Source organism: Ewingella sp. S1.OA.A_B6 (genome assembly GCF_049889095.1).
In the GTDB taxonomy this organism is placed as follows: domain Bacteria; phylum Pseudomonadota; class Gammaproteobacteria; order Enterobacterales; family Enterobacteriaceae; genus Ewingella.
Window position 1 is genome coordinate 635,664 of sequence record NZ_JBLJFK010000001.1, and the last position, 22,467, is coordinate 658,130.

Here is a 22,467-nt window from a genome sequence, read left to right on the forward strand (position 1 = left end):
CTCCTTAATCATTGTCCATACGAGAACGCTGCTGCGCGGCGCGTGCGCGGTCGCGGGCTTCCAGCGCGAGGCGGATTTGGCGGCTGGTGTCTTGACCACCCAAACCGGCACCCGCCGAGATCTGATAACTGTGCGTGCTCCGGTCGATGTAACTGCGCCCGCCACCCACTGACACGGGGGCGTAGCCACCACCAAGCAGCCCCCCGGCAGGCGGACTGATTAGACCGGGATTATCCTGAGAAGGATCCGCAGAGTCGGCATTAGCCCCTGACCTTGACCGCTGATCGGCTTTATCCGCGTTCTTATCAATGTCCGCTGATTCATCCTTAATGATGCCGAGTTTTTCCAGCAGCCAGTCAACGCCCTGGCGAAGTTTGTTGAATGCCTGTAACGGCATGGTCAGCGCGTTTGCAATGGCCTGCCCGAACATCACACCCGCGTCCTTACAGTTGTTCAGCGTGTCCTGGGTGGATTTCACCGGCTCAATCAGGTCTTTGAACCATTGCCAGACCCTTTTTAACTTATCACCGAGCCAGTCAAAAACCGGCTGGAGAGGCGCAAACAATTCTTTTATCGGCGCAAAGGCAATGCCCAGACCTTCAATAACGCCTGCAAAGAAGGCGCTGATCGGCTCCCAGTATTTGCGGATAAGCAGCGCACCGGCGACAATCGCAACACCTACGGCCACAATCGGCCACGTGAGGCCACCGATCACCGTGGCAAGTGTGCCGCCCACCGTGCCAAGGAGGGTCCAGAGCATACTGGCAGCGGCAATGATCAGGTTGAGACCGCCAATAACCGGACCAGCAACTAAGCCGAAAATGCCAAGAGCACCAATAACCAGCAGCGCACCCCCGGCAATCTTGCCGAGGGTGGTTGCCAGGGCTTTATTATTCACAATCCACTTATCCAGTTTGAGGACATAGCCGGTGGCGGTTTGAACCAGTTTGCGCAGTGATGAATCCTGCTGATCAAACAGGTCAGTACCCACCGCCTCATAGGCTGACTGAAACTCTTTAAAGTCACCGCCGAGGTTGTCCTGCATCACCGTCACCAGTTCCTCAGTTTTCCCGTCCGAGGTTTTAAGCGCCTGGCTGAGTTTATCCAGCTTGCCGGATGAGGCATCCCCCATCAGCACCGCCGCTGCCGAACTGGCTTCCTCACCAAAGATGGCTTTCATGTACTGCGCACGCTGGGACGAACCGAGTTTGTTTTTCTCAAAACTCTTTTGCATTTCTTTCAGGATGGTGAACAGCGGGCGCATATTACCTTTGCGGTCTGCTGTTTTTACCCCGAGTTCGCCGAGCGCGGCACCGGCCGTGCCGGTGGGTGCCTGCAAGCGAGTGATCACAGCGCGAGCGCCGGTGCCGGCCATGGAGCCGGTAATTTTGGCGTCCGCCAGTGCCGCCGCCATCGCGGCGGTTTCTTCCACGCTGATCCCGGCCTGCTTTGCCACCGGCGCGGCGTAGGTCATGGTGTCAGACAGCCCTTCAAAGGTGGCGGCGGATTTATTCATCGCCGTGGAAAGCACATCACCGATGTGTGCCACCGTGTCGTTTGTCATACCAAACGCGGATTTCACCCCCATCAGCAGGGTGGCGTTTTCCTCCATGGTGCGTTTGTTTGCCAGAGAAAGGCTCAAGATAGTCGGCGTCGCCGCCAGGATCCCGTCTTTGTCCGCGCCGGATTTCGCGACGATGATTTGTGCGGCGGCGGCATCATCGGCTGATGCAGCGGTATTGTCCCCGAGCTGACGCGCTTGGGTGCGTAATGCCAGCATGTCCGCCGAGTCTTTGGAAAGCCCCAGCGTTGCCTGGAGTTCAGAGTTTTTCAGGGCAAAGTCATAACCCGGCTTAAGCATGCCCGCCCCCGCCGCGGTTCCTGCTGCCGCAATACCCAGACCCGCAGCACCGGCGGCGGTAACGCTTCCGGCAAGTTGTTTGCCTGCCTGATAACGGCCCCTCACCGCATTCAGCCTGGCCTGCTGTGCGCTCACGCGCGCCAGAGATTCACGTTGACGGTTAAGTTGAGCCGTGGTTTCACTGATGGAGGTTCTCAGTCGGCGCTCAGACTCCGACAGATTGCGGGTACTGATACCGGCCTGAGACAGTTCGGTGCGTTGACGCTGCACGGATTGCCGCAGGCCGTTAAATTGGGTCTGCAACGTCGAGGCGGCGCGCCTGGCGGACTCCATTGCTTGCGCTTGTGCGCGGGTCGGGTTGGCCGTATTTCTAAACTGGATCGCCAGCGCCTGCGCTTCCGCTTTGGCATCCTTGAGTTTCTGAGCCGTTACGGCGAGTTGCGCACTGGATTTTCTGAATCCGTCAATGCGCCCGGCCTGCCCGTTCAGATCTTTGAGCGCGGCCTGAGAACGGTGAATATCTGCAGACAGCGCTTTACTCGCCGCCTGGACGGCTTTGAACGGACGCGTAGCCTGGTCAACCGCCTTTAACAGCACCTCTAATTTTAAATTACTCACCGGTGGCCCCGCTGCGCGTTAAGGCTTTTTGACGCCAGCCACACAGCTCGGTCAGCGTCATGCCGTTCATTTCTGACGGAGGCCAGTGAAAAATCACCGCAATATCCGCCATCAGGTCATCAACGCCCAAAGAGGACGGAAGTTTTACTGTGCCGATTTCGGCGACAAAAAACCGACCACCTTGCCCGCCAGTGCAATCAGGTCCGGCAGGCTCAGGGTTTTACAGTCCTGGGTAGTCAACGCGGGCAGCGTGATGCGCGGCAGCACCACCGTCAGCGTATCCACATCGGCATTGGCCAGCGAGGCAAGGCCGATGCCGCGCAGGTGTCCGGCGTTGGGCTTGATGACCTCGACCTGCTCGATCAGCTGGTCGCCGCGCTTGATAGGTTCATCCAAAATCACGATGTTGTCGTTTACGGCTGGGGTATTTTTCACGGTTGCTAGTCTCTTTATTGTGCTGGAAAGGGTCGGCAGCGGGACACGATGCCGACAGTTATGTCGGGTTACACCAGGCCGATGGCTTTGCGGTGCTGCTCAAGGCGGTCAACGCCGTTGACGATCTCGACCATGTTGACGACGTCGACTTCGATCAGGTCTTTGCCGTCAATGGTCAGTTTGAAATAGGTGCATTGCGTGGACACTTTGGTTTCCGTGTCTTCGCCCTGTTTGTACTCACCAAAATCAAACTCTTTGTGCCGCCCGCGCATCTGTACCTCGACGGCGGAGACGTCGCCGGTGTCGTCACGCTGGAACGAACCGGCAAAGCGCAGCGGAATGTCCGAGGTGCTGCCCCACTGTTGCAGCACCAGTTCATCCAGACCGCCAATGGTCCATTCCAGCGCCAGCGCGTCGTCGTCCAGCCCGAAATCAATCGCGGCCGCGCCGTTCATGCCGCCGCCGCGATAGTTCTCCAGCTTGCGGGTCAGCTTGGGCAGGGTCAGCGAGGACACCACGCCCAGATAGCTGTTGCCGTCGTTGAACAGGTTGAGGTATTTCAGTTTTTTAGGCAGAGCCATGAGGGTTCCTTAGCCGTTAATGGCCGTGGCGAACGTCGCCAGATATTTATCAGTGATGCGCTGGCGCAGGGTCAGATCTTCCAGCGGCGGGACCGGCGTAAAGTCGTAATCCACGAACAGCTTACCGGCCTTGAGGGTGTCGACGGTGTTGGCGTCGGTGTCATACCAACAACTGCCGTCAATGAGGTAGCCCGCCGATTTCATTTCGCGGAATTTGGCGTTGATGCCTGCGATCATGTCGCGGATAAGCGTCGGGGTCATGGGCCGGTCCACCGCCCACAGGTGCGCCTCGGCCAGGGTGTCCGCCAATACCTGCGCGGTGCGGGTGTAGTTCTCGAAGGCAAACAGCGGATCGTCAGTACAGGTGCGGTTACCCCAGAACTTAAAGCCTTCTTTGCGAATGAGCGTGGTCACGCCGGCCTCGTTGAGCAGGTCCGCGTCGGTGCCGGTGGTCTGCAAATCCCAGTAGACGCTGGCAGACAGGCCGGTGACGCCGTTGACGCCGACGTTGGACAGGGTTTTATGCCAGCCGGTGTCGTTATCAATTTTGGCGCGCAGGCCCAGCGCGTAGGCGGTGGCCGCAGCGGTGTCGCTGGCGCTGGTTACGCTGTTCCACGCCACAAAGTCAGGCCAGATCAGCATCAGTTCACGCTGGCTGAAATTCTCGCGATATTTGAGGACGTCAGGCACGGTTTTACAGCCGTAGGCGCTGATGTAACCAAAAGCGCGCAGCTGCTGGCAGATAGCCGCCAGCGCCGTCGCCACGGCCAGGTTATCTAACCCAGGCACGCCGAGGATGCGCGGTTTTACGCCCAGCTCGGCCTGCGCGCCTAACAGCGCTTTCATGCCGGTATACATGCCGGTGGCGTCGGTGCCGCCGATGAGGTTGGTGGTCGTGGCGGCGTCGTCTTCACCTTCTTTAACGCGCACCACCACCACAACCGGCTTCGACTGATTGGCAATCGCCAGCAGTGACGCGGACAGCGTGCCTTGCTTGCCCGCCTTGCCTGCGGCGGTCAACACGTTAGTGATTAAAACCGGCGTGTCGAGGGGGAAGACTGTCGGATCAGCATCTTCGGCGGTGCAGACCATGCCGATGATCGCCGTTGAAACGGTGGAAATGACGCGGGTGCCGTCGTTGATTTCGACAACCCGGACGCCGTGGTGGTAATCAGCCATGTTGTTCTCTCGATGATAAGTGAGGCGTCAATCATCGCGCGTTGTGAGAGAGCAGGCACGGCGGGGAGGGTGTGGGAGGGATAGCACAACGGAGCTGCAGCACCGGCGGCATTGACGGTGTTCGATACCAACAAAAAAGCCCCTTGCGGGGCTGGGGTCAGGCGGGGGGTTTGGGCCAGCTAATCGCGGGGGCGAGTCGGGTATCGACACGGCTTAACAGCACCGTATATTTTTCCCAGTCAGACAGCGTTATCGCCTCGGCCTCGGTGGCCATCTGGTACTTAACCGCCGTGCTGAGCGGGGAAATAATGCGTTCCGCCTCTGACTGCAAGCGGCGTTTTTCATTTTCTGCCACCGTCACCGCAGCGGCCTCCTGCGCAACGCTGTCCGTGACCCATCGTTCTCCGTCCCATTGATCAAACGGGCTGGCCGGTTTCACAACGGTTGTCCCTTCAGGATAATGGCCCAGTGCCATGACCGCCTGAGATTTGCCATTCTCGGTGCTATAAACCGTTTCACCACGATGGTCGACAACGTACTCCCAGCCTGAGGCATCAGCCTTTCGGCAAAGGGCAAACCCCGGCTTGCGCTCACCCGGTGCATCTGTGCAGGCGTTAGCCGGGACACCCACACCAACGGGCAAAAGCTCAACCGATGAGGAGAGATACTCATGGGTCACGCTATCGTAGTTAAATACCGTGATATCACCCGCCACAGTAGCAATCTGCGCTTTGTTTAAAACAGCCTGAACCATTATGCCGCCCTCACAATATAGTTAAATGCGATGTTACAAGGTGCCGTTTCATTCTGGCCCTCTTCGGAGATGTAAAGGCCATCGCTCCCGGCAGTCGCGTAATAAAGTGAGTCAGTGGATTGTCGAGACCCTTCATAAACGGCCGGTGTATGGGGACCCGTGCCATTACCAAACAAAAAAGCATGGGTATGCTTCCTCATTTTATCCGTGGCGTAGGACAACACTGCGCGCCCGCTATCCAGCCCCCGACCATCATCCCAGCCACGAATAAACACGCCCCGCAAATCAGGTAAATTACCGGACGGAAATACCGCCGCAAGCACTGAGTATTTCGTTTTATCAAACGTGGCACCGTTGCATTTCAGCCAACCGGCTGGCGCGGTTGCCAGCGGCCAGGGTACGGGTACCCCAACGGGCAGCGCAGCATCTGCCAGTGGTGACAGCGCTGTTTGAACAAATGCGGTCGAGGCAATCTGCGTTGAGCTAGCTCCCTTCACCGCCGTCGGCGCGGTCGGCGTGCCGGTAAGTGCCGGACTGACCTTGGGCGCATATTGGCTATGAGGATTTGCAGCGCCAAGATGTTTAGCCATCAGGTCATCTGCATAGGTTTTCACCTCAATCGCCTTGTCATCCACGTACTGGCGCGTGGCCAGCACCACCGACGGGTCGATTTTTAGCGTCACCGCGTCGGTGCTGTTGATGATTAAAATCATGCGCACGGTCTGCGTGCGGCCGCTGCCCTCGGCCAGCATCGGCTTATAGGTTTCCGGACAGTTCGCCACGGCAATCAGCGTGTTGTCGCTGTCGTACAGGCCAATTTCGCGGATCCAAAATCCGCCCTCGTTTTCGGGAATGATTTGTTCGGCAATGATCTGACTGCTGTTGGCAGCGTCCACGCTCAGCCCGTTGAGCACGGCGCGGCGCTTTTCGTTCACCAGCGCGGTCTGCGTACCGGTCGGGGTAGGCAGCGTGCCGCCGCCGTCGCCGACGCCCATCTGCGTTATCTGGACCTTGGTCCCCAGCGCAGCGGCGTTCGAAAGCGCAGCGGCTCCCTGATGGGTCAGCAGGGCGAAGAATTTTGCGGTCATGCGTTTATTCTCACTGTGTCGATGATGTGAATGGCCGCGCCGGTATAGCCCGGCCCGGAGACGGTGATGATTTCAGGGGTGTAGGGGTAAACGGTCAGCAGGTCGCCGCCGTAGCTCGCCACGGCAACCGGCACCCCGCCGCTGACGTCGAGGTTGATGGACAAGCCAATCAGGTGGCGGCTGCACGGCTTCGCGTCGTCTATTAGCCGCTCCAGCTCCTGATACATTTCATCCGTGATGCCGGTGTCCAGCACGCCGACATCAAGGCGAAAGGTGCCGGGTGTCTCGTTGGTTTTCCACCACTCGATAACCTTGATGAGGTAGCCGAGCGGCTCGACCACGCGGCGCAGTGAACCGAGGGTGCCCTTGTGGCGGTGAACAAAGTACGCGGCCCGCACCACTGACCGTTTTGTAGCTTCGGGCCAGCTTTCATCCCAGCGGTCCACCGACCACGCCCACGCCAGATAGGGCAGCAGCGAAAGCGGGCAGGTGTCAGCGTTCCACAACTTGCGCAGCGGCACCGGCAGCGCCTCAATCTCTGCGCAGGCTTTGGCGGCGGCAACTTCCAGCGGTGACGACCCCACCGGCAGCAGCCGGCTACTCATCCGAACCCCCGACCGTTATCTGATAGCCGGTGCAGAAGGCGGCCTGCGTTTTGTCCAGCACCACGTCGGCAAGGGGTGAGGCCAGCTCAACCCGCTGCACCCCTTCAACGTGCAGCGCGGCATAAATAGCTGACTGGCGAATGTCACGACCTAGCCGGTTTTGTGCGCTGACGTAGGCGGCGAGCTTTGCCTCAGCGGCGGCGCGAATGGGTTCCGCTTCCGGCCCCGGATACAGGTACAGCACGGCGTTAATGGCGTAATCCACGATGGAGGCGGACTGGACCGTGACGCGGTCAGCCACCGGGCGCACGTCCTCATCGTTCAGCGCGGCGTCCACCCTCGCCAGCAGGTCGGCGCTGGCCTCGCCGTTATTCTCACGCGACAGCACGGTAATGGTGACGTTGGCCGGTGAGGGGCTGATCGCCGACGCGTCGGCCACGCGCCCGTCTGCGCTGCGCGCATGGTACTCATATGCGCCGGTTGGCCCCGCCACGCTCAGCCCTTCAAACGCCTGCGGGATGCGGCGGCGGTAGTCGCTGTCTGACTCCATCACCGCCGATACCGGCGGGATAGCAGAGGTATCCGCCTCGACCATAACCAGACGCGGCACGTTAAGGTTTGCGCCGAGCTGGTCGAGGTCAGCGCCCACGGCATAAGCCACCATCACCGCCTGCGCGGCTTCGTTCACCCGCTGGCGTAAGATCACTTCGCGGTAGGTGTTTTCCTGCAGCAGCTTCACGATGGGTTCAGATTCGAGCGTCAGCGTGCGGGCGACAGCGGCCTGCTGCTCTGGCGGGAAAAGTGAGATCAGCGTGGCTTTGCGCTCGGTTAGCAGGGTTTCGTAATCCAGTTCTTCCACCACGCCCGGCGCGGGTAACTGGCTGAGGTCAATCGTTGCCATAGGGTTAGCTCACAGGAACGGTAAGGGAAACATCATCCGACGTGTCGCTGCGGGTGCCGGTGATATCAACCACCATTTTTCCGTCAGCCGTCGTCTCGAAGGTGATGCCGGTCAGTTTTACGCGCGGTTCCCACTTGAGGATCGCGCCATAGCACGCGGCCATAATTTGCAGGCGCAGCGCGGCGTTCTGCGGGCGGTCAAGCAGCTCAGACAGCAGCGAACCGTAATCACGGCGCATGACGCGACTGCCGACCGGCGTCGCCAGAATGTCAGCGATAGACTGCTGAATATGGTCGAGGTCTTCGACGCTGCGCCCATTGCCACGGCTCATGCCGATGTATTTAGCGCTTGCCATCGGTATACAGGCAGTAGAGGCCAATACCCGCGACCAGCCACCAACCATGAACGCCTTTAGCCAGCATGACGCCCGAAACACAGGCGGTGAAAATGGTCAGGAACATTTTTAAACTCATCTGATTACTCCTTATTAACATTATGATGGCGTGGAGGTATTGCCGCCGCCGGTCTGCACGCCGCCGTGCTTATGGGCATGCAGCACGACGCCGTTGGAGGTGATGCTGCCGCCCGAATGCGTGAGGGAGCCGGTCATGACACCGCCTTTCTTAATGTCGATGGTTGAGGTGGTCAGTTTGTTGGTGCACACCACCTCCGGGGCGTCGAGCGTGATGCGGGTGGTGGCTACGCAGGTGATCAGCGGCGACGTCACCGCCACTTTTTCAGAGGCGTTGACCGTGGCGGACTTAATGCCGGTCGCCAGCAGCGCGCCGGTGTCCGGCTCGTACTCGATCACCGCACCGTCCGGGAAAGCGATATGCACCGCGTCAGCCGAGGCGGACGGCGCAGGGAAGTCGTCAGAGAAAACGCCTGGCAGCACAAAGGCGGTATCCAGTTCGCCGCCGAGGGACAGCAACAAAACCTGCTCACCCACGGAGGGCGACCACCAGACACGCGCGCGGCCAGCGCGGGCCGTAAGCCAGTGCAGCCAGTCGGTTTTATTACCGGCGGTATCGACGCGGCAGGTGCCTTCGACTAAGTCCACCTCGGCAACGGTGCCAATGCGGATCAGATTGCGCAGCAGGCGCAGGACGTCGTTTTGATTGGGGGATGTATTCATGTAAAGAAGAATGCCGCCCAGTTAGGCGGCATACAATTTGAGAAGGGTTGATGGCAGTTGGCACAACGTGGGGATCACTGAATGAGGAGTATTAGCTCAAACTTGAGCTGACACATTTCGTAGGTAGAACATCATTAAATCTGACAGTTTGGTTTGAGTTGTGAGTTCAACGGGTCGACGCAACGCCCTTCTTAAAAAAGGGGGATGGCAGGCCACCAACAACGCTCTTCAGTAGAGCCAAAGTGTTGATACCCAGAAAATTTTGGGGCATAAATCCCCTAATCAGACAGCTAGCACCACGATGACTATGGTAAAGACTAGGCGAAAATCAAGGTTTGAATTTTAATCCACCCAATGATACTGTATATGCATACAGCTAAAGATGATTTTAATCTCTTGTAGGTGCTTGGATTTATGGAATAATAAACCCAAATAATTTACAGGAGTTTTCTTATGCAATTGTACGCATTACGTGTGTTGATGAGACCACGCGACCCTGATCTTTTTTCCAAAGGGTCTGTTCAAAAAGACATTGTGCATTTTGAAAATGCCATAGTAGCCACCGCACAAAAGTTACATCTGGCTTCATCAACACCATCTGTTTATAAGAAAACTAGTTACACGTTGAAGTTGAGTATGAAACCCACTGAAGGCGTCATGGCTGGGATCATATCAAAACAACAAAAAATTAGGGGGCATGATAAGGATTTTCTTGAGTTCGATGTAGACAATTATCCACCTATCGTATGGATTTGGGACAGAGAAGAGCAAGTGTTATTGGTCGAGAAGAAAACCGTGGTATTCAAGGATGCACATCAAGTTGCTAAGGCATTCGAGGATCTTGCCAACAACGACTACTTGGCTCAATTGGGACTTAGAATCTTTATAGAACCTTGTCTTGAAATCGAGGATTTTTGGTCGGAATACCATAGACTTCAGTTTATCGACAAAGTTAGTTTTACGTTGATTACCCCGAATATTTTCGGAAGTAGTAAGCAAGCCTTAACTGACGATTTGCGGAAGATTGAGGCAGATACTAATGCAAACGCTGTAACCACAACATTTGAAAATAAAGATGGTAATTTAAAACTTAAAAGCTCTCATTGGGCATCTGTTCTTGTCGACTGGGTAAAAGACGGTGGTGGTTCTTGGCTAATTAAAGGACGAAAAACACTTAAGTCAAAATCTACAACTGTGTCCAGTAATCAAACGGCCAAGATAGTGCTTATTGAAGGTGAGATCTCAGAAATTCAACTAGATGGTTACTCGCCAAGCGATCTCAAGGAAATCATAGTATTACATCAAAAAAGGTACACGTATAAAAATGAAGAATCTAGGCGTCTGGATTAAAGCTATAGTTCTATTCATATTATGCTTAGCGTTATCGTCTACTGATAAGCAGGTTTATACCCTGCTTGAGCAGGCATCGGCAGGGGTGATTGGCTCAATACTCGGAGGGATCACTGCGGGAATATCTGTAATTTTCGGCATTTTGGCGGTTATCAATAAGGATCAAAAATGCTCAAATTTTGCAGATTATTTGGAAAGTTTAGAGGCTGACCTGAAATTACTTGTGTTCTGTTTAGGCGCAACAATTTTCTTGCCATACTTCCGAAATTATGACTTACCTCTAATAAGTTATCCCAATCATGAGTTGATTCCTTCTAAAGCGAAGTTGTTTACCGCGGCAGAGCTATTTGCCGTAGTGATATCTCTCAATCTCATTGTTGAAGTGATTAGTTGCATGTTTTTAGTGGTTAAGCAAAGTGTGAAAAAAGAAGATTAGTTAACCTGTTTTGATCCTACATCTAATGACTAGTACAAAACACTCTAGCAACTTCCATTTTTGGCACCGAGCTACCTATCAGATTAGGTTTGGCTCTGTGCGGTAGTTGTGTCAGGTCAAGCCTGTGCTAATACAAATTAGCATTTCATCTTCCACAATTTTCAAATCTTCCGCATCCAGCCCCAACAACGGACGCGCTTCATACTTCATCTCTCCCGCCTTGAGCGAGGGCCGATCACGCAGGCCGTAATGATGCACCTTTGCCATGCGCTGAACTTGGCCGGTGAACTCCACCACCGCGTCATTACCGGTGCCTTTGGCCTTCATGTATTTATTGGTACGCAGCTTGCTGAACATTTCCCGCTTAATACGGCCTTTCTTACGGCGCAACGGCTGCGCCAGGCGCGGCGTATAGGGTTGACCGTCCGGGCCAACCTGCCGCTTTATCCGCTCCTGTTGGTTTTTGCGCAGGCGCTTCGCTATGGTCGCCGCCATGGCTTTACGGCTTTGCGGGGACAGAGCGGCGATCAGCGCTGCCAGCCGACTGTCGAACGCGGTTAGCTCACTCATCCCACGCACTCACCAGCTTGCCTTGTAAATACAGTTCGCGGGGCCTGTCGATGTCTGCCGGTAACAGTGGCTCTGGCCGGTGAGTCACCCGCAGCGCGCCGCCTTCCTGCTTAACGATAACCATCTCGGTCAGCTGCAAATTGATGCTGATATCAAAACTATTGTCATTGTTCATATCCGCACGGAAGGTAAAGCCCTCCTGCTGCTTTGCCGCTGTCGCCATAATGTCCGGCTGATGCTCACGCAGCCATGCCAGAGTCGGCACGATCAGCAGGTCGGCGTCCTGGGTGAAGTCGGTGATCAGCAGGTTGAGCTGATACTGATATTCGAACGACAGCGAGGTGGCAAGCGTCGACACGATACGAGCATGATCAATAAAAACGCGGAGCTGCTCAGGGCTGGTTTTGAGTACTGGCACGCGGGCCGTCAGATAGTCGCGTAACTGCAAAGGTTTTAGCACGGTGTTTCTCCTGGCATTGTTTAACCGTTTCAATCTGGAGGCCACAGGCCACCAGTGCGGCCTCCAGATTTCTGACATCACTGCTTAAGTCGCCGTTAGTTTTGGGCTGACTGGCCGGGATCGGGCAACTGCTGACGGCGGGACAGCCAACGTAAATAATCTCCGGGGGTGGCAAAGGCCGGGCGCTGTTGCAGCCGGATAACATCGTCAGGCAAAGCAGCAGCAAACCAGTCACGCAGCACTTTATTTTCATTGAGTAACCTCTGTATGCCGTATTCCTGTTCCCGCGCCTGCTGCCCCGCACCGGTCAGCGCGTCGCGCAGGCTGCGGCTTTGTTGTTCAAGTTCGTCGGCTTCCGATTTCATCCGGGTGATGGCCCGATCCCGGCTTTCAATACCCGCCGACAGCGTGCCTATCACCCGTTCATTAGCGGCAATATCTGCTTTCAGGCTGGTCAACTGATACCGCTGAACACCGACCGCCGCAAAGGCCGCGATCAGTAATGCCGCCATAATCCCCATCAGCACGCGCATATCAGGCCCCTTTCAGGCAGTAAGCCCGCTCATTGGCGCGGCGGCGTTCCAGCCCGGCAGAGCGCACGCCTTTCACAAACACCCAGCGCGGCAACTGCTCGCAGGCTTTACGCCATTCGCCTTTGTTGATAAAAAACGCCAGCGTTGAGTCACACGCGGCTTTTATGCCAACGTTAAAGGCGAAGGACACCACGGCGTCATACACTGCCTGCGGCATGCTAATCGCCATGCAGCGGGCGATCCCGCGCTCAACGCGCTGAACGTCCGCCACCAGATTAACCGCCGCCTGATACTCGGTGATCTGAGTCCTGGCGGTGACGCCCTCGGTGTGACCAATGCCAATCGTCCAGACATTCGCGCTGCACTGATAGGCTGACAGGCGGCACCCTTCAAAGTCGGCGATCAGACGCAATCCCTGTTCCGATGTATGTAGCCCGGTGGTTTGTGGCAGCAGCGCAACGAGGCCGAGTATCACGGCCACCAGGCAGCGCTTAACGATTGATGGCGTCATTCATCCCCCGGTCTATTCCCATGTTTTGCAACAGGCGAAACGTCTTGCGACGGTAGTACCAGTTCACAAAAAAGGTGCAGACGCCCATGACTGCGCCGACCAGGAAGGCAATATCCTGCGGCGAGAGTCCGCCCAGCCACGCCAAAAAAGCCGCAATGCAGTAGCAGAGAAACGTGCTGATGCGCTCCATGGCCATCACTCCCAAAGTGAGACGGTTTCACTGACCGTGGCCTGCGCCACGTCCGGCAGTTCAACCGCGTAACCGTGGGGCAGCTCGGCCCCTAAATCGGCTAACCCAACGTTAGCCGCGTAAACCTGCTCAACCACCGAGGCCGTGCGCCCGTAGTGCCGCCAACACAGCGCGTCCACGGTGTCGCCCTGTTGGGCGAATACCTGCATCAGATAAGCCCGATGATGGCGTGCGCCACACCGGCGACGTCGTGGATAGCATTACGGGCATCGCGCCACAGTTCATCCACGGTGCGCTCTACAATTTCGGCCTTTTGACTGCCCTTGTCGGTGGTGTCGTTACCGGGATAGCGCTCCGCCAGATTCGCCGCCGTCATGGAGGCCACGGCGTTAAAGTAGGCACCGGTTTTCACGCTTTCACCGTCAATGTCGTCGGCGGGGACGTCAGCCAGGGTGTTAAATCCGCAGGCCATTTGTGCGGCGCGGTAGTCATGCAGTTCGGCGTTAACCTCGGTCATGGCACGCACGGCCACCGCGCGCAGCCGCTTCGGCGTGACGGTGCCTTCGAGTCGCAGCGTGTCGCGCAGGTCGGCGGGGCTGATGGCGGGCCAGAAAAAGGAATTACCGATCGTGGGTTCCGCCGCTGCCGGCGGGTTTGGCTCGCTAATAACGAGTGACATAAATACCTCTAAATGGGGGGCGGTGGACGCCAGCGTTGAACCCGGTCACTGACCTGTCGCGGCTGGCGTGCCGCCCTGCGCGGGGCGCATTCTGTTAGCCGATGGACGCTTTTTTAATGTCGCGTTCCAACTGCTCAATGGCTTTTTTGACGCCGCTGTTGATATCCAACTGCATGGCGCGTTTCATGTGTTGCAACGCGAGGCCAGCCCTGCCCGTTGCGCGGTAGACTGTGCCGATCACCTTGTGCAACTTAGCGCGCACAAGGTCCGGCATATCTTCACCGTCAGTCAGTTCCAGCGTGTTCAGCAGCGGCTCAATCTCGACCGTCTCGCCTGCAGCCATGTCGCGCAGGGCGATCAGCGTGACTTCCTCCGCCAGCAAATAGCCCGCCGGGCGGGTGAAGTCGTCAGGCGTGGCAAGCTTATGCTTGAGGGCGTAACGCGCGATATCCAGCGCGCCGGGAATATCACCGGCATCCAGACGCCAGACCATGACGGTCATGAGAATGGCGTCCTGCGCGCCGTTACCCTCGGCCAGAACACCGGACACCCAGGGGACATAATCCGGCAGCATGCTGCGTTTTAGCGCGGCTTTGGTTTCGTTCGACTTGACCTGTTTTAGCCGGGCTTTATCTTCATTGAGCTTTCTGAGTTGCAGTTCATAGCCGGTCGCATGGCGCAGCAGGTGGGTATCCTGCTGCGCGGCCTCGATAGCTGACTGCCGCAAAAAGTGACTACGGGCAGGGCTGACCATGACTTACTCCTTATCGGCTTCCGGTTTTGCCGGTGCTTCAAATGTGCCGATCTGGATGTTCTCCACCAGACAGCCGCAGGCGTAATCTTCCACCACGTAATCCTCGTTAATGGATTCGTAGTTTTCCACGCGGTCACGCTTCGGCACTTCGTCAATGTGGCGGCGGTGCGTGCCGTCCTGCCAGTAGATAGACAGGTTGTCCAGGCGGGTGATCATGATGGCGTTGGCCGGGAAGCTCGGCACGCGCACGGCGGGCAGGTTGCCGAGACGCTTCTGGCTGATGATCAAATCCGCTGCCAGCGTTTCGGTGTTCGGCTGCGCCTGATTGACGATAGGGAAATACTTATCCGCCAGCATCTGACGGCCGCAAATCACCACCAGATCGGTGTCGTCCTGATAAATCGGGTCGATCAGGTTGTTGGTGGCGTCCATCACCAGCGCGTCGAGGTTGGCATAGTCGCCGTTTTCACCGATGCGGATTTTTTCTGAAATGACCGCGCCCGTGTCTTTGTCGGTGATATTGATCATCACGCGGGCCGGGGCGTTCTCACGGTATTTCTGCAACCAGCCCACGCCCACGTCCTGCAACAGTGGGTTTTTAGCGCGGTCAGACGTGGCGGCGCGCTTCACGCCGTTGAAGCCGATCATGATGCGGTCCAGCGCCTGGCGTTTGATGATGGAATCACGCAGGCGGGTCTGGAAGTCCTGATAGCGCGCCCACAGGTCAAGCTGCGCGTAACGGAAGTGGAAATCATAGTTCACCTGCTGACACTCGTAGTTGTCAGACGTCAGGCTGGAGAAATCTGCGGTCTGGCGCTCGCCGGTGCCGCTGGTGTCGGCCGTGCTGGCGATAGTCCCCGCCACGCCCACGCCGACTTTCTCGCCCTTCATTTCCTCAACCGGGACGATGTTGATTTTCTGCAGGAACTCGGAGGACTCCTGCACGCGGGTCATCAGGGTCTGGGTGACGGACGGCTCAACGCTGAATTTCTTGTTCAGGTCACCCACGTCCACGCCGCTCAGTTCGGCGACGCGGCACATGTAGGCATTAAATTTAATTCGGGTAGTCTGGCGCATTTTTTTTCCTAAAATCTAAGGGGATAGTCAACCGGTGAAGGCGATCAGCAGTCGGTCATCACGGCGTCTTTGCCACCGTTGCCGCTGGCCGCAGGGCGCTGCGTGAAGCTCAACGGCTGGGTTTTTTCCAGCTTGTTTTTCAGCGCGCTGAATGCGGCGCTGTCTTTTGCTGTGGACGTTTCCAGTGCGTCGAGGCGTTTATTCAGCGTGGTTTCCAGCGCGGAAAGCTTGAGGTCCTGCGCTTCCAGACCGGTCTGCGCGTGTTCGGCGACTTCTGTTACGGCGTCGTGAACCTCGGTAAAGCGGGCGTCGTCGCTGACCTGCTTGCGGGAGAAGGTCTGTTTAATGCGGTCAACCAGAGAGGGGCGGGTGTCGATTTCTTCGAACTCGATCAGCGTTTCTTCGGCGGCGGTAAACAGGTTTTCCGGCGACAGCTTGCGGTTAGCCAGGGGGTTCTGCTCGGCGGTGGCGCTAAATTTGAGGTACTCCGTGCCAAGGCTGGCCGGGCTGTCCGTTACCGCCAGACCGACCAGATAGGCCGCGCCGGTGTTGGCAAACTTCGGGTTAACCTCCACGGAGGTGTACACCTTCTGACGGGCTTTATTCATAGCGACCAGATCCGGCGTCGGGTCGATTTCCGCAAACAGCGCCAGTTTCCCCGCCAGTGCGCCTTCGGTAATTTCTTCGGCGTAGCAGGCCGTTACGTCGCCATAAGCGCGGAATGAACTTTCCGGCAATACGCTTTTGATGTGCTCCAGATTAATTCGCGCACCGTACACTTTCGGGTCATAACCCGATGCCATTTGCGAGATCCATTCACGCGTGATGGCGCGGCCGTCGGTGGTCGCGCCCTCCACGCAGATACGAAAACGCTTTGCTTTTGTTGCCATCTTTCTGACTCCGGTCGGTGGATGTTTCGAGAGGGCCAGTGTCACCAGAGTGACGGCCAGCCGCCAGCGGGCGCGGCTTGATGCTCGATGGCACAACGGGGACAGCGCGAAGAAAGGCAGGTCAGTCGGTAACGTGGCGGCATGATCACAACCAACAGCACCATACTCAGCGACCCACGGCGACAGGCGGCACTGCTTTACTGGCAGGGTTTTTCTGTGCGCCAGATTGGGGAAACGCTGAACCAGAAAACGCCCACCGTGCAGAGCTGGAAAACGCGCGATAAATGGGAGGCCATTGCGCCCATTTCCCGCGTGGAAGCCAGCATGGAAGCGCGGCTGATCCAGCTCGTACTGAAAGACGTGAAAGGAGGAAGTGACTACAAAGAAATCGACCTGCTGGGCCGACAGATTGAACGGCTGGCGCGGGTTAACCGCTACAGCCTGACCGGCAGCGAAGCCGACCTGAATCCGAACGTGGCCAACCGCAACAAAGGGGACAGGAAAGCGCCGGAGAAGAACGTGTTTAGCGACGAGGCTATCGGCAAGCTCGGCGATATTTTCATGGGTGAGTCCTTCGAATATCAACGCGGCTGGCACCGCGCCGGGATGCAGCACCGCATTCGTAACATCCTCAAATCGCGCCAGATTGGCGCAACCTTCTACTTTGCCCGCGAAGCGATGATCGACGCGCTGACCACCGGGCGTAATCAGATATTCCTGTCCGCCAGCAAGGCGCAGGCGCACGTGTTCAAAAACTACATTATCGACTTTGCCCGGCAGGTTGACGTCGATTTGAAAGGCGACCCGATTGTGCTGCCGAACGGCGCACGGCTGATTTTCTTAGGCACCAACGTGCGCACCGCGCAGAGCTACACCGGCAACCTGTATCTGGACGAATACTTTTGGATCCCGAAGTTTCAGGAGCTGCGCAAAGTGGCGTCCGGCATGTCGCTGCACAAGAAATGGCGCAGCACCTACTTTTCAACGCCGTCCAGCCTGGCGCACAGCGCCTATCCGTTCTGGTCGGGCGAGCTGTTCAACAAGGGCCGACGCAGCAAGTCCGACCGCATTGACCTTGACCTGTCGCACAGCCACCTGGCGAAAGGCGCGCTGTGCGCCGACGGGCAGTGGCGGCAGATTGTCACGGTAGAAGACGCACTGACCGGCGGCTGTGACCTGTTCGACCTTGACCAGTTAGCGATGGAGTACGGCCCGGCGGAATACGACAACCTGCTGATGTGCGAATTTGTTGACGATAAGGCGTCCGTCTTCCCGTTCGCCGAGCTGCAGGGCTGCATGGTGGACAGCCTGGAGGAGTGGGAGGACTTCGACCCGTATCTGATCCGCCCGTTTGGTTTTCGTCCCGTCTGGATTGGTTATGACCCGTCGCACACCGGTGACAGCGCCGGTTGTGTCGTTCTGGCACCGCCCGCCGTGCCGGGCGGCAAGTTCCGCATACTGGAGCGCCACCAGTGGAAGGGCATGGACTTCGCCGCCCAGGCGGAGAGCATCAAAGCCCTGACGGCCCGCTACGTGGTCGAGTACATCGGGATTGATGCGACCGGCATCGGTCAGGGCGTGTTCCAGTTAGTGCAGCAGTTCTTCCCGGCGGCGCGAGAAATTCGCTACACGCCCGAAGTGAAGACGGCGATGGTGCTGAAAGCCAAAGACACCATTTCATCCGGGCGGCTGGAGTACGACACCGGCCACACCGATATCACCGCCAGCTTTATGGCGATCCGCAAGACCATGACCGCCAGCGGCAACCGCTCGACCTACGAGGCCAGCCGCAGCGAAGAGGCCAGCCACGCCGACGTCGCGTGGGCCACCATGCACGCCCTGTTAAACGAACCGCTGACCGCTGCCAACGGCGGACACAGTCCCAATATTCTGGAGTTTTACTAATTATGAGTAAGCGCAAATTTCGCAAGTCAGCCCCCGCTGCCGCACCGGCACAGCAGGCCGGGGCCGAGGCGTTCAGCTTTGGCGAACCGACCCCCGTTTTAGACCGCCGTGAAATTCTGGACTACATCGAGAGCACCGGTAACGGGCGCTGGTATGAGCCGCCGATCAGCTTTGAAGGGCTGGCGCGCAGCGCGCGGGCGGCGGTGCATCACAGTTCACCGATGTTCGTTAAGCGTAACATTCTGGCGTCCACCTTCGTGCCGCATCCGTTGCTGTCACAGCAGGAGTTCAGCCGGTTCGCCCTGGACTATATTATCTTTGGCAATGCGTTCTTAGAGCAGATCCCCAACCATTTAGGCGAGCCAATCCGCCTGGCGTGCAGCCCGGCCAAATATACGCGGCGGGGCGTTGAGCAGGATAAGTACTGGTTTGTGCAGTACTGGAAAGAGGCTCATGAGTTTACGGCCGGTAGCGTGTTCCACCTTATCGAGCCGGATATCAATCAGGAGCTGTACGGCCTGCCGGAATACCTGAGCGCGCTTAACTCGGCGTGGCTCAATGAGGCCGCGACGCTGTTCCGCCGCAAGTACTACCAGAACGGTGCGCACGCGGGCTACATCATGTATATGACCGACGCCGCGCAGAGCAGCAGCGACATTGAGCAGATGCGCAAAGCGATGCGCGATACCAAAGGGCTGGGGAATTTTCGCAACCTGTTTATGTACGCGCCGAACGGTAAGAAGGACGGCATTCAGATCATCCCGCTCAGCGAAGTGGCGACCAAAGATGATTTCTTTAACATCAAGAAAGCCACGCGCGACGACCTGCTGAGCGCGCACCGCGTTCCGCCGCAGATGATGGGGATCATTCCAGATAATGCAGGAGGGTTTGGTGATGTGCAGAAGGCGGCGCAGGTGTTCGTCAGGAATGAACTGACGCCGTTACAGGAAAGAATCAAAGAGCTGAATGACTGGATAGGCAAAGAGGTGATCCGGTTCAAGCCTTACGAATTAACTACACAAGATTAAATATGAAACCAGCTGCCTTCATGCTCGAAGGTAGCTTAAGAAGATACTAAACTTTGAGCATGGATTACTGAAGTGCATTGAATTTATTTGCATTCATAACTCTTCTGCATCGTACCAAAGCTTTTCGAAGTAATTTTCTATGCCTTGCTGGTGTGCATCAAGAGAGTGTAGACCAATGGCAGATTCAATCATTTTGCTTTCACCAAAATCCGAGCTTGCTAGCCATATGATATTAGGCTCAATAAAAACCACCTTGGCATTAATTTTATTGTGTAGGGCAATTTTTATTTCAGGGAATATTTTTTTTAAATGAACTGCGTTCTCCCTAGCATCCGTATGCGCAATTATATGAATGTCATAAGGCCGCTTATCTAATATTTTTTCAATGTATCCTATATTGGAAAGTTTGTTAGTTACTATGCGTATAGTTCCTTCCGCCGTCCCAATCTGCGATAGTCGCGTACTCCATGTGCTTGCAGATATGGAAAATTTCGCATCATCACATTTGAATGCAAACCCACCACTATCAGTTTTAAAGACCATTTAATCTCCTTGTTGAAATCAGCCAACTTGGGTCTGTCAATACTGGCTTCAATCGAAGCTAAAAGCAAACCACACTTTCCGCCCCCTCTGAATCTACATAGAATAGATAGCTCTCTAACAAATTAACTTATATGACCCTGACACATCAACTTGAGTCATAGGCTCAACGGTCTCCTCAAGTAAAGGTGCCCTGCGCGCAATGTTACCCGCCTGCCCGCTGTGACTTTAGTGATCGGTTTTAATGCACTAACACGTTCCATCGAAAGCCCTGCCAGAGCGGGCTTTGTGGCGTTACGTGTTCTTTTTGGATCATGCAAAAGCATGCGGGTTATGCATGCAGAGCAAATATTTCCTGTTTCATTGTTTGCTGAGTCAGTGGGGGAGGGATAATTTGCGTCAAAATTATCATCTGGAAGGTCTGAAATCATCGCCATCACCTGATCAAATTCATGGGCCTTACACTACGCAGAACGGGAAGAAAGACGAGATTCAGATTTTGCTTCTGAGCGAGGTCGCAGCCAAGGATGATTTCTTCAACATCAAGAAGTCCAGCTGTGGTGATCTAGTGAGCGCACACCGTGTTCCGCCGCAGATGATGGCGATCATGATAATGCGGCGCAGTTATTTATGAGAAATGGGTTGATTCTGCTGGAAGAGAGAGTATGGCGGTTAACTACTGGTTAGGTGGGGAAACAATCTCTTTTATAGACCATTAATTAAATTTCAGTTGGATTGGTTATTTACAATTAAAAAATCCAGATCGTGATATTTTTTATTAATCAAATAAACTTCATTTTTTATGTGTTCTTTGAATTCCGTTTCATCATCGAAACATACTAGTTCTTTCTCAATTATTTTCTTATCAATAACTAAACTGTAGCCATTGCTTTCTACTTCTTTTGCAAAACCTTGTAGGGTTACGATTGTCACCATAAGGACTCCTCCTAACTTAAGCCCGAAAGTGTATGTTGTGCTATGCTTTTTTTTGGCATCCAATTCTTTATATCCGCCGTCTACTGAAAATTTAAAAATAATCTCATCAAGTCTTGTGTGATACAAATAATAAAACTTTAACACATGCTCTCTATTTGCATGAGCTTCACTGATGCTAATTCTCAAATTACTGCTAATTTTAATTTTTGATGCAATCCAGACTATTCTTTCTATATTATCAACTTCATTCCTCCATTCGTCGCTGCCTGAAGGTTCGCCATCTTTAGTTGGAGTAATAAGAAAGGTAGCGCTAACTTCAGGTTTGTTTTCTAATTGGATATCTACTAATATTTCTCTTTTTTCGATACATATCCAACTTAAAAGTTTTGCTTGGTTGTATAAGTCTTGAAGTAAATGTTTTTCTGGCCCCATAGTTAATTGATAGGTCGAGGCTCTTTCACCCATACCAATCATTATATCCAAAAATGCTGTCTTAAGACGAATTCTAAAAAATTTTTCTGGCAGGTTGGGTATTGGGGGTATATATATTTTTGCAGGGAAATCAATTGAAGCACTATATTTATCCTCTCTAAATTTAACGTTCACACTCATCGAACTATCAGTGGGTGAAATTTTTAAAGTTGCTTTTGGTGCTTTGTGTAAAGGTGATGCTAGTTCAATCCCAAATCTTTCCTCATTAATTATTACGTCGATAACTTCAACTTCTTTATCATAACCTAAACATGCTTCAATCATGCCAATAACTGATTTTTCATCTGCCGTTGAAAACTTAATCACTCCAGATCCTGATTCGAAGCCAACACTTTCAGTAAATTTTATTTTTTCTAGAGAATAATCGCTCATACCTTTAGGAATGTATTTCTCAATCATTTTTTTTAAATCTAATCCTGAGATACTGTTAAGTTTATGGCTGTCATTATAGCTAATTCTCATGGATGAATTATTAAGTTTTTTCTTGCCCCCTCCTTGTTCAGCTTGTCTGATTTTGGTTAATGATTCCTTGATTAGTGCGTTATCAAAATGCACTAAAAATAAATCTTGAGGATTTTTGCTTGTACCAAATTCCATGAAAAGGAAAAATGTTGGTAGAGGGGATTTACAGAATCTTAAGAGATTCGATAATTTTACTGGAGAAAATCTTCTGTTTTTAGTTGTGGATTTAATTTGTACTTTACTTTCAATTGGTCCCTGTGCTGTATCAGAACTAGCGCAACCACTTTCAAACGGGAAGTCTAATATGTAGTCCCAGCCAGCCATGTCTTCTTCGGATTTATTACAATTTATATTTTCAGAGGCGCATAAGAAGTTGAATAACTTTCCCCCATAGTACCAATTTTCTGGGCCATACATAATCCTTTTATTAGGTTTTTATGATGTTTTTCGTAATTAAATTACCAAAAGAATGTAGAAAAATTAATTAAATATTACTC

At 54.6% G+C, this 22,467-nt stretch carries 30 protein-coding genes; 5 read left to right on the plus strand and 25 right to left on the minus strand.

All coding sequences use genetic code 11. The annotated features are described in order from the left end of the window. Nucleotides 1–4: 4 nt before the first annotated feature. The 12 genes from ACMV8I_RS03100 to ACMV8I_RS03155 all read right to left on the minus strand — a co-directional run bounded on the left by ACMV8I_RS03100 (nucleotide 5) and on the right by ACMV8I_RS03155 (nucleotide 9,157). A complete protein-coding gene (locus tag ACMV8I_RS03100) occupies nucleotides 5–2,479 on the minus strand; it encodes a phage tail tape measure protein (protein WP_498863743.1) in 2,475 nt (824 codons plus the stop codon). Next, nucleotides 2,472–2,591 (minus strand): GpE family phage tail protein, encoded by a 120-nt coding sequence (locus ACMV8I_RS03105; protein ID WP_498863744.1) that lies wholly within the window; start codon nucleotides 2,589–2,591, stop codon nucleotides 2,472–2,474. Before ACMV8I_RS03105 ends, ACMV8I_RS03100 begins: the two co-directional genes overlap by 8 nt. Before the next feature lie 32 nt (nucleotides 2,592–2,623). Further along, nucleotides 2,624–2,914: a phage tail assembly protein gene (locus tag ACMV8I_RS03110; RefSeq protein ID WP_498863745.1), complete on the minus strand. Its 291-nt coding sequence runs from the start codon at nucleotides 2,912–2,914 to the stop codon at nucleotides 2,624–2,626. A 68-nt stretch (nucleotides 2,915–2,982) separates the two neighbouring features. Continuing rightward, nucleotides 2,983–3,495 carry a phage major tail tube protein gene (locus ACMV8I_RS03115; RefSeq protein WP_498863746.1) on the minus strand — a complete coding sequence of 171 codons (513 nt, stop codon included), beginning with the start codon at nucleotides 3,493–3,495 and terminating at the stop codon, nucleotides 2,983–2,985. Nucleotides 3,496–3,504: 9 nt separating this feature from the next. Beyond that, the gene (locus tag ACMV8I_RS03120) at nucleotides 3,505–4,674 is read right to left on the minus strand and encodes a phage tail sheath protein (protein ID WP_498863747.1); all 1,170 of its coding nucleotides are present in this window, start codon (nucleotides 4,672–4,674) and stop codon (nucleotides 3,505–3,507) included. 157 nt (nucleotides 4,675–4,831) lie between these two features. After that, nucleotides 4,832–5,428: a tail fiber assembly protein gene (locus tag ACMV8I_RS03125; protein ID WP_498863748.1), complete on the minus strand. Its 597-nt coding sequence runs from the start codon at nucleotides 5,426–5,428 to the stop codon at nucleotides 4,832–4,834. Then, nucleotides 5,428–6,516, minus strand: a complete 1,089-nt coding sequence (locus tag ACMV8I_RS03130) for a phage tail-collar fiber domain-containing protein (RefSeq protein ID WP_498863749.1) — start codon at nucleotides 6,514–6,516, stop codon at nucleotides 5,428–5,430. The genes ACMV8I_RS03125 and ACMV8I_RS03130 overlap by 1 nt, the downstream gene beginning before the upstream one ends. Further along, a complete protein-coding gene (locus ACMV8I_RS03135) occupies nucleotides 6,513–7,121 on the minus strand; it encodes a phage tail protein I (RefSeq protein WP_498863750.1) in 609 nt (202 codons plus the stop codon). Before ACMV8I_RS03135 ends, ACMV8I_RS03130 begins: the two co-directional genes overlap by 4 nt. Further along, nucleotides 7,114–8,022, minus strand: a complete 909-nt coding sequence (locus tag ACMV8I_RS03140; RefSeq protein WP_498863751.1) for a baseplate assembly protein — start codon at nucleotides 8,020–8,022, stop codon at nucleotides 7,114–7,116. Before ACMV8I_RS03140 ends, ACMV8I_RS03135 begins: the two co-directional genes overlap by 8 nt. A 4-nt stretch (nucleotides 8,023–8,026) precedes the next feature. Further along, nucleotides 8,027–8,377: a GPW/gp25 family protein gene (locus ACMV8I_RS03145; RefSeq protein WP_498863752.1), complete on the minus strand. Its 351-nt coding sequence runs from the start codon at nucleotides 8,375–8,377 to the stop codon at nucleotides 8,027–8,029. Then, nucleotides 8,364–8,495: a hypothetical protein gene (locus ACMV8I_RS03150; protein ID WP_498863753.1), complete on the minus strand. Its 132-nt coding sequence runs from the start codon at nucleotides 8,493–8,495 to the stop codon at nucleotides 8,364–8,366. The genes ACMV8I_RS03145 and ACMV8I_RS03150 overlap by 14 nt, the downstream gene beginning before the upstream one ends. A gap of 20 nt (nucleotides 8,496–8,515) precedes the next feature. Beyond that, entirely contained in the window at nucleotides 8,516–9,157 is a 642-nt protein-coding gene (locus ACMV8I_RS03155) for a phage baseplate assembly protein V (protein WP_498863754.1), read from the minus strand. Nucleotides 9,158–9,610: 453 nt separating this feature from the next. On the opposite strand from ACMV8I_RS03155, the gene ACMV8I_RS03160 reads away from it, so the two are divergent. Then, nucleotides 9,611–10,507, plus strand: coding sequence for a hypothetical protein (locus ACMV8I_RS03160; protein WP_498863755.1), 897 nt, complete (start codon nucleotides 9,611–9,613; stop codon nucleotides 10,505–10,507). Beyond that, entirely contained in the window at nucleotides 10,482–10,943 is a 462-nt protein-coding gene (locus ACMV8I_RS03165; RefSeq protein ID WP_498863756.1) for a hypothetical protein, read from the plus strand. The genes ACMV8I_RS03160 and ACMV8I_RS03165 overlap by 26 nt, the downstream gene beginning before the upstream one ends. Nucleotides 10,944–11,054: 111 nt before the next feature. Here the strand turns inward: ACMV8I_RS03165 and ACMV8I_RS03170 are convergent, their stop codons facing one another. From ACMV8I_RS03170 to ACMV8I_RS03220, 11 genes are all read right to left on the minus strand, one after another. Further along, nucleotides 11,055–11,513, minus strand: a complete 459-nt coding sequence (locus ACMV8I_RS03170; protein WP_498863757.1) for a phage virion morphogenesis protein — start codon at nucleotides 11,511–11,513, stop codon at nucleotides 11,055–11,057. Continuing rightward, nucleotides 11,506–11,973 carry a phage tail protein gene (locus tag ACMV8I_RS03175; protein WP_498863758.1) on the minus strand — a complete coding sequence of 156 codons (468 nt, stop codon included), beginning with the start codon at nucleotides 11,971–11,973 and terminating at the stop codon, nucleotides 11,506–11,508. The genes ACMV8I_RS03170 and ACMV8I_RS03175 overlap by 8 nt, the downstream gene beginning before the upstream one ends. Further along, nucleotides 11,906–12,178, minus strand: coding sequence for an Rz1-like lysis system protein LysC (gene lysC / locus ACMV8I_RS03180; protein WP_498863759.1), 273 nt, complete (start codon nucleotides 12,176–12,178; stop codon nucleotides 11,906–11,908). The genes ACMV8I_RS03175 and lysC overlap by 68 nt, the downstream gene beginning before the upstream one ends. Further along, entirely contained in the window at nucleotides 12,069–12,506 is a 438-nt protein-coding gene (gene lysB / locus ACMV8I_RS03185; protein ID WP_498863760.1) for an Rz-like lysis system protein LysB, read from the minus strand. The genes lysC and lysB overlap by 110 nt, the downstream gene beginning before the upstream one ends. 1 nt (nucleotide 12,507) lies before the next feature. Continuing rightward, the gene (locus ACMV8I_RS03190; RefSeq protein WP_498863761.1) at nucleotides 12,508–13,017 is read right to left on the minus strand and encodes a lysozyme; all 510 of its coding nucleotides are present in this window, start codon (nucleotides 13,015–13,017) and stop codon (nucleotides 12,508–12,510) included. Further along, complete coding sequence (locus ACMV8I_RS03195) at nucleotides 12,998–13,207, minus strand: phage holin (protein ID WP_498863762.1); 210 nt, start codon at nucleotides 13,205–13,207, stop codon at nucleotides 12,998–13,000. The genes ACMV8I_RS03190 and ACMV8I_RS03195 overlap by 20 nt, the downstream gene beginning before the upstream one ends. Nucleotides 13,208–13,212: 5 nt before the next feature. Next, nucleotides 13,213–13,416, minus strand: a complete 204-nt coding sequence (locus tag ACMV8I_RS03200; RefSeq protein WP_498863763.1) for a tail protein X — start codon at nucleotides 13,414–13,416, stop codon at nucleotides 13,213–13,215. Continuing rightward, nucleotides 13,416–13,886, minus strand: a complete 471-nt coding sequence (locus ACMV8I_RS03205) for a head completion/stabilization protein (RefSeq protein ID WP_498863764.1) — start codon at nucleotides 13,884–13,886, stop codon at nucleotides 13,416–13,418. The genes ACMV8I_RS03200 and ACMV8I_RS03205 overlap by 1 nt, the downstream gene beginning before the upstream one ends. 94 nt (nucleotides 13,887–13,980) lie before the next feature. After that, nucleotides 13,981–14,640 carry a phage terminase small subunit gene (gene gpM, locus ACMV8I_RS03210; protein WP_498863765.1) on the minus strand — a complete coding sequence of 220 codons (660 nt, stop codon included), beginning with the start codon at nucleotides 14,638–14,640 and terminating at the stop codon, nucleotides 13,981–13,983. Between the two features lie 3 nt (nucleotides 14,641–14,643). Beyond that, nucleotides 14,644–15,717, minus strand: coding sequence for a phage major capsid protein, P2 family (locus ACMV8I_RS03215; protein WP_498863766.1), 1,074 nt, complete (start codon nucleotides 15,715–15,717; stop codon nucleotides 14,644–14,646). Nucleotides 15,718–15,761: 44 nt separating this feature from the next. Then, nucleotides 15,762–16,607: a GPO family capsid scaffolding protein gene (locus ACMV8I_RS03220; RefSeq protein WP_498863767.1), complete on the minus strand. Its 846-nt coding sequence runs from the start codon at nucleotides 16,605–16,607 to the stop codon at nucleotides 15,762–15,764. A gap of 141 nt (nucleotides 16,608–16,748) precedes the next feature. Between ACMV8I_RS03220 and ACMV8I_RS03225 the strand changes: the two genes are divergently transcribed. Next, a complete protein-coding gene (locus tag ACMV8I_RS03225; RefSeq protein ID WP_498863768.1) occupies nucleotides 16,749–18,512 on the plus strand; it encodes a terminase ATPase subunit family protein in 1,764 nt (587 codons plus the stop codon). Between the two features lie 2 nt (nucleotides 18,513–18,514). Continuing rightward, nucleotides 18,515–19,540, plus strand: a complete 1,026-nt coding sequence (locus ACMV8I_RS03230) for a phage portal protein (RefSeq protein ID WP_498863769.1) — start codon at nucleotides 18,515–18,517, stop codon at nucleotides 19,538–19,540. Between the two features lie 93 nt (nucleotides 19,541–19,633). On the opposite strand, the gene ACMV8I_RS03235 is transcribed toward ACMV8I_RS03230, so the two are convergent. After that, entirely contained in the window at nucleotides 19,634–20,083 is a 450-nt protein-coding gene (locus ACMV8I_RS03235) for a hypothetical protein (protein ID WP_498863770.1), read from the minus strand. 334 nt (nucleotides 20,084–20,417) lie between these two features. Here ACMV8I_RS03235 and ACMV8I_RS03240 point away from each other — a divergent pair, with 334 nt between their 5' ends. Beyond that, nucleotides 20,418–20,714, plus strand: a complete 297-nt coding sequence (locus ACMV8I_RS03240; RefSeq protein ID WP_498863771.1) for a hypothetical protein — start codon at nucleotides 20,418–20,420, stop codon at nucleotides 20,712–20,714. A 92-nt stretch (nucleotides 20,715–20,806) separates the two neighbouring features. Here ACMV8I_RS03240 and ACMV8I_RS03245 read toward each other — a convergent pair whose 3' ends face one another. Continuing rightward, on the minus strand, nucleotides 20,807–22,294 hold the full coding sequence (locus ACMV8I_RS03245) for a hypothetical protein (RefSeq protein WP_498863772.1): 1,488 nt from the start codon (nucleotides 22,292–22,294) through the stop codon (nucleotides 20,807–20,809). Nucleotides 22,295–22,467 lie beyond the last annotated feature (173 nt).

Excerpts from the sequence above, each read along its gene's own strand:
- ACMV8I_RS03115 (WP_498863746.1), bottom strand. The coding sequence starts at position 3,495 with ATGGCTCTGCCTAAAAAACTGAAATACCTCAACCTGTTCAACGACGGC.
- ACMV8I_RS03245 (WP_498863772.1), bottom strand. The coding sequence starts at position 22,294 with ATGGCTGGCTGGGACTACATATTAGACTTCCCGTTTGAAAGTGGTTGC.
- ACMV8I_RS03150 (WP_498863753.1), bottom strand. The coding sequence starts at position 8,495 with ATGAGTTTAAAAATGTTCCTGACCATTTTCACCGCCTGTGTTTCGGGC.
- ACMV8I_RS03165 (WP_498863756.1), top strand. The coding sequence starts at position 10,482 with ATGAAGAATCTAGGCGTCTGGATTAAAGCTATAGTTCTATTCATATTA.
- gpM (WP_498863765.1), bottom strand. The coding sequence starts at position 14,640 with ATGGTCAGCCCTGCCCGTAGTCACTTTTTGCGGCAGTCAGCTATCGAG.
- ACMV8I_RS03105 (WP_498863744.1), bottom strand. The coding sequence starts at position 2,591 with ATGGCGGATATTGCGGTGATTTTTCACTGGCCTCCGTCAGAAATGAAC.
- ACMV8I_RS03135 (WP_498863750.1), bottom strand. The coding sequence starts at position 7,121 with ATGAGTAGCCGGCTGCTGCCGGTGGGGTCGTCACCGCTGGAAGTTGCC.
- ACMV8I_RS03120 (WP_498863747.1), bottom strand. The coding sequence starts at position 4,674 with ATGGCTGATTACCACCACGGCGTCCGGGTTGTCGAAATCAACGACGGC.
- ACMV8I_RS03125 (WP_498863748.1), bottom strand. The coding sequence starts at position 5,428 with ATGGTTCAGGCTGTTTTAAACAAAGCGCAGATTGCTACTGTGGCGGGT.
- ACMV8I_RS03130 (WP_498863749.1), bottom strand. The coding sequence starts at position 6,516 with ATGACCGCAAAATTCTTCGCCCTGCTGACCCATCAGGGAGCCGCTGCG.
- ACMV8I_RS03155 (WP_498863754.1), bottom strand. The coding sequence starts at position 9,157 with ATGAATACATCCCCCAATCAAAACGACGTCCTGCGCCTGCTGCGCAAT.
- ACMV8I_RS03235 (WP_498863770.1), bottom strand. The coding sequence starts at position 20,083 with ATGGTCTTTAAAACTGATAGTGGTGGGTTTGCATTCAAATGTGATGAT.
- ACMV8I_RS03170 (WP_498863757.1), bottom strand. The coding sequence starts at position 11,513 with ATGAGTGAGCTAACCGCGTTCGACAGTCGGCTGGCAGCGCTGATCGCC.
- ACMV8I_RS03160 (WP_498863755.1), top strand. The coding sequence starts at position 9,611 with ATGCAATTGTACGCATTACGTGTGTTGATGAGACCACGCGACCCTGAT.
- ACMV8I_RS03225 (WP_498863768.1), top strand. The coding sequence starts at position 16,749 with ATGATCACAACCAACAGCACCATACTCAGCGACCCACGGCGACAGGCG.
- lysC (WP_498863759.1), bottom strand. The coding sequence starts at position 12,178 with ATGTTATCCGGCTGCAACAGCGCCCGGCCTTTGCCACCCCCGGAGATT.
- ACMV8I_RS03240 (WP_498863771.1), top strand. The coding sequence starts at position 20,418 with ATGCAGAGCAAATATTTCCTGTTTCATTGTTTGCTGAGTCAGTGGGGG.
- ACMV8I_RS03200 (WP_498863763.1), bottom strand. The coding sequence starts at position 13,416 with ATGCAGGTATTCGCCCAACAGGGCGACACCGTGGACGCGCTGTGTTGG.
- ACMV8I_RS03195 (WP_498863762.1), bottom strand. The coding sequence starts at position 13,207 with ATGGAGCGCATCAGCACGTTTCTCTGCTACTGCATTGCGGCTTTTTTG.
- ACMV8I_RS03145 (WP_498863752.1), bottom strand. The coding sequence starts at position 8,377 with ATGGCAAGCGCTAAATACATCGGCATGAGCCGTGGCAATGGGCGCAGC.
- ACMV8I_RS03215 (WP_498863766.1), bottom strand. The coding sequence starts at position 15,717 with ATGCGCCAGACTACCCGAATTAAATTTAATGCCTACATGTGCCGCGTC.
- ACMV8I_RS03230 (WP_498863769.1), top strand. The coding sequence starts at position 18,515 with ATGAGTAAGCGCAAATTTCGCAAGTCAGCCCCCGCTGCCGCACCGGCA.
- ACMV8I_RS03220 (WP_498863767.1), bottom strand. The coding sequence starts at position 16,607 with ATGGCAACAAAAGCAAAGCGTTTTCGTATCTGCGTGGAGGGCGCGACC.
- ACMV8I_RS03190 (WP_498863761.1), bottom strand. The coding sequence starts at position 13,017 with ATGACGCCATCAATCGTTAAGCGCTGCCTGGTGGCCGTGATACTCGGC.
- ACMV8I_RS03140 (WP_498863751.1), bottom strand. The coding sequence starts at position 8,022 with ATGGCAACGATTGACCTCAGCCAGTTACCCGCGCCGGGCGTGGTGGAA.
- lysB (WP_498863760.1), bottom strand. The coding sequence starts at position 12,506 with ATGCGCGTGCTGATGGGGATTATGGCGGCATTACTGATCGCGGCCTTT.
- ACMV8I_RS03205 (WP_498863764.1), bottom strand. The coding sequence starts at position 13,886 with ATGTCACTCGTTATTAGCGAGCCAAACCCGCCGGCAGCGGCGGAACCC.